General features: G+C 47.0%; 13 protein-coding genes. 3 read left to right on the forward strand and 10 right to left on the reverse strand.

The genetic code is table 11. The features are described from left to right. Nucleotides 1-47 precede the first annotated feature (47 nt). From glyS to QZ367_RS03935, 10 genes are read right to left on the reverse strand one after another with little or no spacing between them, the layout of a single operon-like run. Complete coding sequence (glyS, locus tag QZ367_RS03890; RefSeq protein ID WP_291937680.1) at nucleotides 48-2075, reverse strand: glycine--tRNA ligase subunit beta; 2028 nt, start codon at nucleotides 2073-2075, stop codon at nucleotides 48-50. Then, entirely contained in the window at nucleotides 2059-2193 is a 135-nt protein-coding gene (locus QZ367_RS03895) for a hypothetical protein (RefSeq protein WP_291937682.1), read from the reverse strand. Before QZ367_RS03895 ends, glyS begins: the two co-directional genes overlap by 17 nt. Then, on the reverse strand, nucleotides 2190-3551 hold the full coding sequence (locus QZ367_RS03900) for an endonuclease/exonuclease/phosphatase family protein (RefSeq protein ID WP_291937685.1): 1362 nt from the start codon (nucleotides 3549-3551) through the stop codon (nucleotides 2190-2192). The genes QZ367_RS03895 and QZ367_RS03900 overlap by 4 nt, the downstream gene beginning before the upstream one ends. Continuing rightward, the gene (locus QZ367_RS03905) at nucleotides 3539-4027 is read right to left on the reverse strand and encodes a tRNA (cytidine(34)-2'-O)-methyltransferase (RefSeq protein WP_291938147.1); all 489 of its coding nucleotides are present in this window, start codon (nucleotides 4025-4027) and stop codon (nucleotides 3539-3541) included. The genes QZ367_RS03900 and QZ367_RS03905 overlap by 13 nt, the downstream gene beginning before the upstream one ends. Next, on the reverse strand, nucleotides 4020-4778 hold the full coding sequence (locus QZ367_RS03910; RefSeq protein ID WP_291937688.1) for a hypothetical protein: 759 nt from the start codon (nucleotides 4776-4778) through the stop codon (nucleotides 4020-4022). The genes QZ367_RS03905 and QZ367_RS03910 overlap by 8 nt, the downstream gene beginning before the upstream one ends. A gap of 49 nt (nucleotides 4779-4827) precedes the next feature. After that, a complete protein-coding gene (locus QZ367_RS03915; RefSeq protein ID WP_291937691.1) occupies nucleotides 4828-5928 on the reverse strand; it encodes a CCA tRNA nucleotidyltransferase in 1101 nt (366 codons plus the stop codon). After that, entirely contained in the window at nucleotides 5909-7267 is a 1359-nt protein-coding gene (locus QZ367_RS03920; protein WP_291937694.1) for a hypothetical protein, read from the reverse strand. The genes QZ367_RS03915 and QZ367_RS03920 overlap by 20 nt, the downstream gene beginning before the upstream one ends. After that, nucleotides 7260-7502 carry a hypothetical protein gene (locus QZ367_RS03925; RefSeq protein ID WP_005869161.1) on the reverse strand — a complete coding sequence of 81 codons (243 nt, stop codon included), beginning with the start codon at nucleotides 7500-7502 and terminating at the stop codon, nucleotides 7260-7262. Before QZ367_RS03925 ends, QZ367_RS03920 begins: the two co-directional genes overlap by 8 nt. A gap of 9 nt (nucleotides 7503-7511) precedes the next feature. Further along, nucleotides 7512-8582, reverse strand: coding sequence for a 3-isopropylmalate dehydrogenase (gene leuB, locus QZ367_RS03930; protein WP_291937699.1), 1071 nt, complete (start codon nucleotides 8580-8582; stop codon nucleotides 7512-7514). Nucleotides 8583-8591: 9 nt separating this feature from the next. Next, nucleotides 8592-9074, reverse strand: coding sequence for a 3-isopropylmalate dehydratase small subunit (locus QZ367_RS03935; RefSeq protein ID WP_291937702.1), 483 nt, complete (start codon nucleotides 9072-9074; stop codon nucleotides 8592-8594). Nucleotides 9075-9481: 407 nt separating this feature from the next. On the opposite strand from QZ367_RS03935, the gene rpoD reads away from it, so the two are divergent. The 3 genes from rpoD to QZ367_RS03950 all read left to right on the forward strand — a co-directional run bounded on the left by rpoD (nucleotide 9482) and on the right by QZ367_RS03950 (nucleotide 12493). Beyond that, on the forward strand, nucleotides 9482-11362 hold the full coding sequence (rpoD, locus tag QZ367_RS03940) for an RNA polymerase sigma factor RpoD (protein ID WP_291937705.1): 1881 nt from the start codon (nucleotides 9482-9484) through the stop codon (nucleotides 11360-11362). A gap of 201 nt (nucleotides 11363-11563) precedes the next feature. Continuing rightward, entirely contained in the window at nucleotides 11564-12133 is a 570-nt protein-coding gene (locus tag QZ367_RS03945; protein WP_291937708.1) for a DJ-1/PfpI family protein, read from the forward strand. Between the two features lie 237 nt (nucleotides 12134-12370). Next, nucleotides 12371-12493 carry a hypothetical protein gene (locus QZ367_RS03950; RefSeq protein WP_291937711.1) on the forward strand — a complete coding sequence of 41 codons (123 nt, stop codon included), beginning with the start codon at nucleotides 12371-12373 and terminating at the stop codon, nucleotides 12491-12493. Nucleotides 12494-12794 lie beyond the last annotated feature (301 nt).

The following is a 12794-nucleotide window of genomic DNA, read 5'->3' on the forward strand; positions in this document are numbered from 1 at the left end:
TTGCCCAAGGTTCTCGTAAACCTTGGGCAAATGAGCTCTCAGTGGGATTAAAATCCTATCTCTTTGATATCGGCAAACTGCAAAAACGCGCGATAAATTTGCCCGATATTTGCGATACGATTTGCGCGTATCGCGGCATCCTGGACGTTTATCATTACGTTATCGAAAAAATCATCAATCACGCCTTTAAGCCCAAATAGCGAGCGCAGATACCCACTCACGTCGTTTTCGTTGAGCTTAATCGCCCTGAATGCCGCATTTAGCGCACGCTCAGCGTCGTGTTCGAATAGATTTTCGTCCACCGCGCCTATTTTTTCGTCCTTGATGATATTGGCTAGGCGCTTAAAAGTTGCGAAATTTTCCCCGAAATCCGCTGCTGCTGCGATCTCGCCCAGAGCTTTTATGTCCTTGCTTAGTCGTAATAGATCGTTTTCGCCGCTTGCGATGCACGCCTTGATCACGGACGGATTTATCTCGTCAAAAATTCCATATAATCTATCTTTCATAAAATCCAGCAGCTTAGAAATGTCAAATTTCTTATAATTTGGCGCCAGCTTTTGCGCCAGCGCATTCGCATCAAAGCTCAATCCTTGATTTAGTAAAATTTTAATTAGCCCAGTAGCTGCGCGGCGAAGCGCATACGGATCTTTATTGCCGCTTGGAACTTTATTGATGCTAAAAAGCCCCAGGAGCGTTTCAAATTTCATCACCACAGCGATTACGCTACTAAATACACCGCTTGGCAGCTCGCTATCCTCGCCGCTAGGCAGATATTGCTCGCGTATCGCGCGGCATACATGATCTGCCAGTCCAGCATGTGCGGCATAGTAACTACCCATAATGCCTTGAAGCTCGCTAAATTCGCCCACCATCGTGCTGCTAAGATCTGCTTTACTAAACATTACGGCATTTTCCAAATCCAGCGCGAAGTCCTTTTTGCCGATCTCCGCCTCGATCTGCGTAGCATAATCCGCGCTCAGTACCCTTGCTACGGCTAGCTCGCGCACCTGCTTATCATAAACCGAGCCAAGGGCTTGCATATAGGAGATTTGCTTAAGTTTTTCAGGACTAAATTCCGCTTGCAAATCGCTTTTCCAAAAAAACATAGCATCGCTTAGGCGCGCGCGTAAAACTTTTTCATTGCCGCGTATCACTAGCTCGTCATCATCAGTGATCGCATTGCTAACGACAATGAAGTGATTGCTTAAGTTTTTATCCTCGAAAACGGGAAAATAGCGCTGATTCTCTTTCATCGAAGTGATGATGACCTCTTTTGGCACGCTTAAAAAATCTCGCTCAAAGCTGCCTAGCAGCGCCGTCGGATACTCAGTGATAGCCGTTACTTCATCCAGCAATGCAGGATCGACCTCGATCTTAAAGCCATGCTTTTTCTCGAGATTTGCAAACTCGCTTAGAATTTTATCCTTTCTTTTTTGCTCGCTTAAAATTACGCCGTTACGCTCCAGCAGTGCGAAATAATCTGCGGCGTCTTTAAATTTAATCGCTTCATAGCCAAATTTTCGGTGCGGAAAAAATGCAGCCGCGCTTCGCACACCATAAATTTCAAAATCTACGTTTTGACCGCCCAAAACGCAGGCTATGCTTCTTATCGGACGGATAAACTCAAACTCGCCGCTACCCCAGCGCATCGCGCGTCCAAAATTTAGCGATCGTAAAAACTCCTCTATCATTTCGCCTAGGATTTCACGACTATCGCGCCCCTTTTGCACCGCAGCGTGGTAAAGCACCTCTTTGCCGCCCACCTGCCGAAATTCCAGCTCGCTTTCGCTTATGCCGCATTTTTTAGCAAAACTTAGCGCTGCAGGGCTCCACGCGCCGTCTTTGAGCGCGACGGACTTAGGTGCGCCCGTGCTTACGATCTGCGCATCATCGCCGCGTTGCGGAAAATCCTCGTGAAATAGCACGAATCTACGCGGGCTAAATTCGAAGCGAAAGTCGCTATTTATGCGGTTAGCCTCAAGCACTGCGCGCCATTTTGGCGCGATATTCGCACGCTCTTTTAAAAACGGGATCGCAGGCAGCTCCTCGACCCCAATCTCAATGAGTAGTTCCATCTTTATCCTTTTTTCGTTGATTTCGTTTTTCGTTTTTCTCCATCATTTCGCGGTTAAATCCTACGATCATAAATATCATAAAAAGCACGAAAAGTGCGGTTATAACGGCGTGTATCATTCTACTATAAATTCCTTTTGCCCTTTATAAATCGTAAAATAGGCATTTTTAAATTCTAAATTTTTGCCGTTTTGTACAGGAGCGTTTTTGCGAAAAATTCTAAACTCGCCCGCTCCTTTTAGATCAATTATGCCGTCTTTAACGTCGCCTTTGATCGTGCTTATTACATCTCCTGCGCGCAGCTGCCGCACCGATGCGCTAGGCAAAACGTATGGCGCGATAGAGCCTACGTTGCCGCTTCTAGCTACGATCTCAAAATCGTCGATCTCAAAGCTTTGCTTATAAAATTTCGTCTTTTTTACTAGCAGATCGAGTTTATCGCCTAGCTGCAGCCCGCTGCCGCCATAGACAAAAACTCCGCTTCCATCTTGAGAAATCGCAAAGCCATGGCGGTTTGTAAAGCTCACGACTACGCCTTTTATCAGCACAGGCTCGCTTATAATGCGTCCATAAAGCCCCTCTATCGTGACGACCTTTGCGGAGCTAGCGGTATTTTTAGCTAAAAATTCTTGCTTTCTCGGCATAGATTTTAAAGCGCCTTCGTCTGTCAGAATGAAGCTAATCGGAAAATGATCAGAAGCGATAGAGGATTTAGCAACCGCGAAGCTTTCCTTTTTATATCCCGGCTCGCTACTAAAAAAATCGTCGCTAAGCAAGATATGATCGAGCACCGCGCCACTTTCATGAGACTCACAAGAGCTAAAATGCTTTAGCTGCGAGCAGGGATGCAGCGCCCACAAATCACTAAATCCATCGCGCTCGATAAGCTCGTTTAGTAAAGAATTTCGCCCGAAATTCGTATTAAAATCTCCCGCTATGATAGCGCGTTGGTGCCCTTGCAAAACCTCGCGTAAAAAGGCGAAATTGCGCTTGCGCTCGCTTAGCGGATTGCGTGCAGAGAGCATATGTACGACATAAAAGCTAAAATCAGTGCCGCCAAGCGCAAAATCAGCGCGCAAAATATCTCGTGTTTTAAGCTCTGTCGGGCGGTAGGTTTTTTGAAATTTTATCGGTATGTGCGACATCACTGCCACACCCGCAGGTGCAGTCTGGGCGCGCGAAAAAGTGTAGAATTTATAGCCCGCCTTCTGCGCAAGCGCTTTTAGCACGGCTTCGTTTTCGATCTCTTGCAGCCCCAAAATATCGGCGTTGAGCGCTTTTATCTCGTCCGCTACCGCTTGCAGCTTGCGCTCGTATTTTTGCTCGCTCCAGCCTCCGCGCCCGATCTCAAAGTCCGCGTACTCCGTGCCGTCGTTTACGCCGTCGAATAAATTTTGCACGTTAAACGATGCGATTTTCAGCTCCGCGGCACCCGCGCCGCAGAAAAACGCCGCAAAAAGTAGCGCTAAAACTCGCAAACCGCGCTCCTAAAGTCAAATTTATCGATGTTTTGGCGGATCGCTTCGTAGGTTACGATGCCCACGCTGGTGGCTAAATTTAAACTGCGTCCCGCCCCGCTCATCGGGATCGTGATGCAGTTTTCGCGGTTTGTGCGCATGATCTCAAGCGGCAGCCCGTGCCCCTCTGAGCCGAAAATTAAAAAATCACCCGGCTGAAATTTCGCCTCGTAGTAGAGCTTGTTCGTCTTCGTCGTCGCAAAAAAGAAGCGCTGCTTAAATTTCTCGTTCGCCGCCATAAACTCGTCCCAATTTTCCCAAATTTTAAGATCCAAGTTCGCCCAATAATCGAGCCCTGCGCGGCGCAGATGCTTGTCGTCGATGAGGAATCCTAGCGGCTTGATTAGATGTAAGCGGCATCCCGCATTGACGCACATGCGCCCGATGGAGCCTGTGTTTGTGTGGATCTGCGGATATACTAACACGATATTAAACATCAAAAACCGCCGATTTTGCACGGGCAGAATTCTGTGATTTAAAATTCCACAAGGCAAAGTTTTGAGATTTAGAATTTTGCGAAGCCAAATTACGCGGCTTGGAATTTCGCACGGTAAAGCCTTGCAAATTTGAATGGGCAAAATTCTGTAATTTGAAATTCTGTGAAGTAAAATTTAGATTCATAATTTTGCGATGCTGCAAGGCATCAGATCTCTCCTCACAACGATACGTCTCTTTTGTTCTTATGCGGTGCGCCGAGGCAGCTACCCCCATAGAACAGGACGCGCGATACGGCTCGCTAAATTTTGCTTTAATGCGTTTAATACGACGCAGGCTGTGAGATTTTGTGCCAAGATGTCCTAATCCGCAAAATTTCATCTCGCTGCAATGTGAGCCGTGAAATTCCGCATCGCTGCTGCACGGCTCGTATAATTTCTCGCCGCAGCGATGTGATCTGCGAAATTCTCTCGATCCATAAAACTTCGCCTCGTGGATTTTCTCCGTGTGGCGGCACGACGGATGAAATTTTAATAGGTAAAATTCTGCGTCATAAAATTCTACCGAGCTAAGCTTTGCGCTATGAAATTTTACGCCGCAAAAATTTAAATTTCGCTCGTCGCAAAAGATAAAATTTCGCGCAACAAAAATCACGAAATTTTGCCTGCGATCAAAGCAAAAAGCGCGCTTTTGCAAAGACGCAGCATTCTTGCAAAACGCGTAAATTTCGTCGCGACGATAGAATTTTTTCATAAAACTAGCTCCTAAATAAAACGGCGATTTTACAAAAATCTCTCTAAATTTACGCTTTTAAAGCCGCTACAAACGCCCTAATCTCCGCTTCTTGCAGCCTCTCAATCTCCTTGCCGATCGCAGCGCCGCGCAGGTTGCGAGCGACATCCGCAGCGCAAATCAAGCTCTTAAATTTCTTATCCCAAATCCCAAGCCGCTTTGATGCTTGCACCCTACCTTTACAATACAGCCCGAGCCACTGCTTAAGCGGCATCTTTAGAGCGATTTTGCATAGCTGCTCGTCGCTTATCCGCTTAAAAAACGGCTCACTAAGTAGCCTTTTATAAATTGAATTTAGCCCTAAATTCTTTAAAATTTTATTTTTATCTAATCCTAAAAAATTCAAAAACGCGTATAAAAAAAACATTTCATTTCTTACGAAAGATTCGCCGTGCTCTATGAATTTTATCAGCCGCTCATGCGTACGCGTATCAATCTGCAATCCAAAAACCCGCTCATAAAGCCCCAGCTCTTGCATTAGCATCATCCCATATCGGTGCGCAGGTGCACGAAAAAATTTAATCAGCTCTGCTTTAACGCGCTCGCAACTAAGATCGCTAGCGTCGATACTACGCATGAGCTCTAAGGTGCGCGGCTCGGCGCGAAGCTCAAATCTTGCGGCAAACTGCACCGCACGATATACGCGCAAGCTATCCTCCACAAAAGTGTGCGGATCAACCACTCGCAAAATACGCGCGCGCAGATCCGCAAGCCCGCCGTAAAAATCGAGCACTTTGCCGCTTATGGCGTCTATCATCATCGCATTGATCGTAAAATCGCGCCGCCTGCTAGCCTCATGTTCGTCCGTAGCCAAAGCGACGCTAAAGCCCTTGTGTCCGACGCCCGTCTTACTCTCGGTGCGCGGCAGCGAGATATCAAAGCTTTTGTATTTATAAACGAAGTAGCTTTTGCCGACGCCCTGTGCGCCGAAGTCCTGCATAATTTGCTCGAAACGGTGCGGATCCACATCATAAAGCTCCACATCCACATCAGCGCTCGCCCGCCCCAAAAAATGATCGCGCACGCAGCCGCCCACCAGATAGATACGCGAGCTAAATTTTTTAAGATAATCTAAAAGCGCGATAAAATCGTCATTTTGATAGATTTTCAAGTCGGTTTTCGATACTTGCAAGCAAAAATTCCATAAATTTTAAATTTAGCTCCACGCGCGCGTTCAAATCACCCTTCTCAAAAGCGTTCAGCCCCTCAAAAAGCACTAAAATTCGCTCTTTTATCGCGCTCAAAAACTCCGCTTCGCTTGAAATTTTGAAATCTGCATTTGCGAGATATTTTGATTTGTCACCCGCTTGTCTCGCGGCCCCGAGATGTCGCGCTTCCTCGGGCTGGTGCAGGGCGGAATTTAGAGCACCATAAGAGGCAAAACTTCCCGCTTGCATATCCTGTGCGGCAGAATTGCAAAGCTGCGGCGTGGCGAGCTCATGATCTCGCGCCTCAGGGATCGTAAAATTCTGCGGCTGCGAAACGAAATTTTGCTGCTGCGCGGCAGCATTGCGGATATTTAGTGCGGCGGAATTTTGAGCTTGAAGCGACGCAAAATCCTGCTTTTTAGAATGCGCTGTGCTGAAATAATCGTCAACTTCGTTTTCTTTGAAATCAGAGCCAGGCCCAAAATCGTCATTGCTTAGCTCCTTAAAATGCGCGCCTAAAATACGAGGCGTCAAATCTTGCTTACTTTGGGAGCCGTCATCCGTAGAATTTAGTGCTAATTCAAAATCTTTACTTTCGGCAGAGCTTCGCGGTATGCTTGTGTCCCTGCTTTGCGGCGAAATAAACCCATTCATATCGCTGCCTAAACTATCGTAAATTTCGCCTGCGATGCCCGATAAATCACGAAAGCTTTCGTCAAATTTTGCGGCGGAGCTTTTTAAAATTTCATCGTTTGCAAAAGCAGTATTTGCGGAATCTTTGCCACTTGCAGAAGCGGAATTTATAAAATTTTCTCCATTTAAAGAGACGGAGGCCACGGAATTTTGACCGCCTGCAAGATCAGAATTTTTAAAATTCTCCTCGCTGGAAAAAGTAAAATTTTCATCTTTTGCGGCAGATTTTTTTAAAGTAGCGTCCGCCGCAAATTCCGTGCCGCTAGGCGCAGAGCTCTTGCTTGCAAGGGCATTTGAACGATCTAGGGCGGAATTTAAAGCGTCCGATGAAACAAAACGCGAAGTGGAATTTTTGGTATCTAAGGAAGTGAAATTTTGCGCGTTTGATGAAGCGATATCCGGTGCAGATGTGGAATTTAAGGCGCCAGATGCAATGGGATCTTGCGCAAAAGAAGCGGGGCTTAAAGCATACTGCGAAGCCTGCGCTTCTGCTTCAGCGCTGTTTGCATTCACAGCCCCCTCTTGCTGCGCCGCCAAATCTTGCGCGCGCTTTTGTGCCTTCATCTCATTTACTGCTTCGATGATATCTTCCAGTTCATTTTCATACATCAATTAGCCACCTCTTAAATTCCGCTTGTTTGCGCGCATCGACGCTTAAAAAGCGCTCCAGCATCGCCATATTGACGCCAGAGCTTACTCGATGATTTAAATTTAGCCGCGCAAAAAGCACCGCCGCATCGCCATCTTGCGGATTATCGCGTAAAATACCGCGGCAAATCCGCATCGCGCCGTATATATCGCCTTTTTTCTCAAGCTCCATAGCGTATGCTAGCGCACCATTCAAAGCTAGCTCCTAAGCCTTAGCCGCGTAATCTGCGATGATCGAGCCGATCTCTGCAGTCGAGCAAATTTCTTTGGCATCGTACTGCGCGATATCCTTGGTGCGGTATCCGTCGCGAAGCACGCCGCGTACGGCAAGCTCGATCGCTTCTGCAGCTTCATTCTCGCCGAATGCGTATTTTAGCATCATCGCAGCGCTTAAGATCGTAGCGATCGGGTTTGCAATCCCCTGTCCCGCGATGTCGGGCGCACTGCCGTGGATCGGCTCGTAAATGCCTACCTTGCCGCCGATGCTCGCACTCGGAAGTAGTCCGATCGAGCCGCAGATCATGCTCGCCTCGTCGCTTAAAATATCGCCGAACAAATTCTCCGTCAAAATCACATCGAACTGTGCGGGCGCCCGCACGAGCTGCATCGCGGCGTTATCTACGTACATAAACTCTAAATTTATCCCCTCGTAATTTTTGGCTAGCTCTCTTACGACCTCGCGCCACAGCTGGCTTGTTTCAAGCACGTTGGCCTTATCCACGAGCGTTATCTTTTTGTTTCGCAAAAGCGCGGCCTCAAAGGCAACTTTTGCGACGCGCTCGATCTCGGCGGCGTTGTAGCACATCGTATTTAGCGCATCCTTTTCGTTTTTAACGCGCGGCTGCCCGAAATAAATCCCGCCCGTAAGCTCGCGCACCACCATTATATCGACGCCTTTGATGATCTCCGGCTTTAGCGTCGAAGCGTTTATCAGCTCATCAAAAATCATCGCAGGACGCAGATTTGCAAAAGCTCCAAGCTCTTTGCGGATTTTCAGTAGCCCGCTTTCAGGTCGCAGTTCACGCGGCAAGCCATCCCATTTCGCGCCGCCGATCGCACCGAAAAGCACCGCGTCGCTTGATTTAGCGGCATTTAGCGTCTCATCCGGAAGCGGAACGCCCATAATGTCGATTGCCGCGCCGCCCATCAAGCGGTAGTCAAAATTTAGCTCAAAATTAAATTTATGGCTTACGGCATCGAGCACCTTGATCGCTTCTTCGATGATCTCAGGGCCGATTCCGTCGCCTTTTATCACGCATACGTCGTATTTTTTCATCCAAATTCCTTACAAGTTTATCTTTGTTTTTGCGTAATTTATCGCTCCGCCCGCGTCGAGTAGCTTTTGCATAAACTCGGGAATTGCGCCGAATTTATACTGAGTTTTTTGAGTTAAATTTTTAATTACGCCGCCCTTTAGATCGATGCTAAGCTCGTCGCCCTGCGCGATCTTGTCCGTCTCATCGCATTCGAGGATCAAAAAGCCCGTGTTGAAGCTGTTTCGATAAAAAATCCTAGCGAAGTTTTTTGCGATCACGCATGAAATTCCGGCAGCCTTAAGCGCCATCGGAGCGTGCTCGCGCGAGCTGCCGCAGCCAAAATTTTTCCCCGCTACGATGATGTCGCCGCGAGCTATTTTGGACGAAAAATCCCTGTCCGCATCCTCCATAATGTGCGTCGCAAGCACCGCCGCATCGGAAGTATTTAGGTAGCGCGCCGCGATAATAATGTCAGTGTCGATATCGTCGCCGAATTTCCATACTTTTGCCATATTTCCGCCTTAAATTTTAAAATAGATGCACGATTTTACCGACAAATTTATTAAAATCCGCTCAATCGCTCCGATATGAGGGTGGAATTCCTCGCTTAGAATTTAGGGCTAAATTTAAACGCCAAAGCGCAGAGATAGGAAGTGTGGAGGCGTTAAATTTTAAAGCGGCAGCGCAAAGGAAGCGGAATTTCGGCTCGTCGGTTTTACGTCTTGCGAACGCGGAATTTTAGCAAGCAATCTTAAATTTAGCTAAAAATATAACCTAAATTTTAAAATTTAGCCTAATTTCTAGGATTTCAAGAATTATTAAATTTAGACTATTTGCGCCGTATATAAGCAAAAATAAAGAGCGTTTCGGTATAATCCGATTTTTCAAAACCAAATACACAACGACACAAGGAGATTTTATGGCGAGCCCAAAAGACGCCTTAACGCCCATCGAGCAGTTCTTCGACGAAAATCAGAAAAGCTACATCACCTACGAAAGACTGATAAAATTTTTCGACAAAGCCCCCACTGCGACGGCCGTTAAGAAGGTCGAAGCGCTTACGAAAAAATTCGACGTCGAGCTGATCTCCGCCGCAGAAATCTCCAAAATCAAAAATTTAGAGGACGCGAAGCTCAAAGAAGCCACGCAAAAAAAGCTGCTGGATGAGGGCTGGGACGAGGAGTTTGATCTATCCAGCGACGTCGAGCTTTTGGAGTGGAGCCGTTCGGACAGCCCGGTGCGGATGTATCTGCGCGAAATGGGACAGATCCCGCTGTTAACGAAAGAAGAAGAGATCGAGATCAGCAAAAAAATCGAGCTCGGCGAGGACATCATCATCGACGCGTTTTGCTCGGTGCCATATCTGATCGATTTCATTTTGGATTACAAAGAGCCGCTCATCAACCGCGAACGCCGTGTCAAGGAGCTTTTCAAGAGCTTTGACGACAGCGACGAAGAGGGTGAAGATGAGGACGAAGAGGAACTATCGGAGGAGGATTACGACGACGAGGAGGATGAGGAAAGTGCGGACGAGGCGAAGCAAAGGCGATCCAAAAAGAACGATAAGCGCGCTCTAAAGGTCATCGAAAGCTTCAAGGCTCTTGAAAAAGCCAAAAAGGATTGGATGAAATTTGCCGAGAAAAACGCCGAGGCGATTAAGCAGAGCAAGGGAATTTTATCGAAGCTAAACTTGGCGTTTAAAAAGAAAATTTTAAAAGAAAAGCTCATGGATCTGGGTCCAACCAGCAAGCTCATCACCGAGATCGTAAAATCGATGGAGACCGCGCTAAAAAGCGATGAGGGCTTTGAAAAGGAGCTCAAGCGCCTAGAATACAAGCTGCCGATGTTTAGCGCCGAACTGCGCGAAAATCACAAAAAAATCCTAAAAGATATCACGAAGCTCAGCAAGGACGACATCATCGCGCGCGTGCCGGAAGCTACGATGGTCTCGACCTATGTCGATATAAAAAAGCTCTTTTTGACAAAAGAAGCGAGCAAAAAAAGCTTCAACCTCGAGCCTGAGCGACTGAAAGAAATTTTAGAGCAGATCAAGCGCGGCAAGCGCATCAGCGATAACGCAAAGGCGCGTATGGCGAAGTCCAACCTGCGCCTGGTCGTCTCCATCGCCAAGCGCTACACCAACCGCGGACTGCCGTTTTTAGACCTCATCCAGGAGGGCAATATCGGGCTTATGAAGGCGGTGGATAAATTTGAATACAAGCGCGGCTATAAATTTTCGACATACGCGACGTGGTGGATCCGCCAGGCGATATCGCGCGCCATCGCTGATCAAGCGCGCACGATCCGAATCCCAATCCATATGATCGAGACTATAAATCGAATTAATAAAATCACGCGCAAATATATGCAAGAGGGCGGCAAAGAGCCCGATATCAACGTCATCGCGCAAGAGGTAGGCCTTAGCGTCGATAAGGTAAAGCAAGTCATCAAAATCACAAAGGAGCCGATCAGCCTAGAAGCGCCGATCGGAAACGAGGATGACGGCAAATTCGGCGATTTCGTCGAGGACAAAAGCTCGGTTTCGCCGATCGAGCAAATTTTAAAATCCGATCTCAAAGAACAGATCGACGATATCTTAGAACAGCTCAACGACCGCGAGCGCACGGTGATCCGCATGCGATTCGGACTGCTTGACGACGAGAGCGACCGCACGCTTGAAGAGATCGGCAAGGAGCTCAACATCACTCGCGAGCGCGTCCGCCAGATCGAAAGCTCGGCGATCAAAAAGCTAAAACACCCAAAGATCGGCCGCAAACTCAAAACCTATATCGAGAGCTAGAGCAAAACGCAGATATAGCGATCTAGCGACACGCCGAGGTGGCGGGGCTTTTTAAAGCGGTGTTATCGCGCGTACCTGAAAAATCATAGAATTCCGTTCTAAATCCAAAGCGGAATTCTAAAAAATTTTATAAATTCTACGATTTTGCTTAGTTTGATATGCGAACCGAACTGAGTAGTGTAGGTTATTCAAGGAGACTTTATGAAAACTTTAGTAATCGTTATTTTAGACGGTTTTGCCGACTGGGAGGCTTCGCTAATGGCTCCCGCACTACGATATTTCACGGACTATAGCATCCTTTATGCCTCAACCGATAAAAACGAGAAAGTATCGTTCGGAGCTTTACGCGCAAAACCTGATTTAACAATAGATGAAATTTCGCCAGATGCCGCGGCAATCGTATTAATCGGCGCTAGAAATTCATGGCGCGAACTGCCTAGCGAAAACGCCTCAAAAATTGCTAATTTAATAGAGGAATTTAAACAACAAGGCAAGGTGGTAGGCGGTATTTGCGACGGGGCGTATTTCTTAGCGGCGGCAGGAGCGCTAAATGACTGCCATCACACCGCAAATAGTCTAGCAGACATCGTTAATTTGCCAAAATACAAAAATAAGCATGCCTTTATACAAACAAGTCGCGAAGCCGTAGTAGACGGTAAAATGATCACCGCAAACGGAAACGCATTTATTGATTTTACTATTCAAATGCTGCGCGCCTTAGGAGATATAGACGAAGCAATAATTGCCCAGTGCGAACAAATGTGGCGATAAGTAGGCAGTGCGCGTTTAGCAAATAAAATTTTGCCGAAGCAACACTCGAGCATATAAGCACAAATGAGATACAAAAAATACTGAAAATGAAATTTTGCCGAAGCGGTACGACATCGATGCTCGCTAGGTCTAACACAATACCTTAGTTTGCGTGCTTCCGTGCAAATACAGCATGGAATTTTACGCTCGTTTTGCCACTAAAATTATATACGGCGCGAGCCTAAGCCAACAGACGCTATGAAATTTAAAACAAAGTGTGCCGCCAAAGCGGTACTTCAGCACGCACCCATCGTCGTAAGCAAAAACGATGTCTTTCCCGTCTCGCCTTTAAATTTAATGGAGCTCACCATGCCTCAATAACCCTCACACGGCGAAATTAAATAAGTCTCAAAAGGCAAAAGCCACAAAGCTTGCTTTGTATATCTTATTTGCCACTTTATACCGAGTCCCGTTATCTCCCGCCGCTTCATTATTGCGCGCCGACATACAATGCAATACCTGTAGCTTTTATGGCCCGTTTATCACATCCCACCGCCATGATGCCTTGCCCATAATGGAACGCTTCAAAAATATGGTAGAGCCGTCTCTCTTTACTTACACTTGCTGTACTCGCAATCGCAGCGCCCATAAATTTACCGCATTGCCGTGCCGACAACCGCAA

It is taken from the genome of Campylobacter sp. (assembly GCF_019423325.1).
In the GTDB taxonomy this organism is placed as follows: Bacteria; Campylobacterota; Campylobacteria; order Campylobacterales; family Campylobacteraceae; genus Campylobacter_B.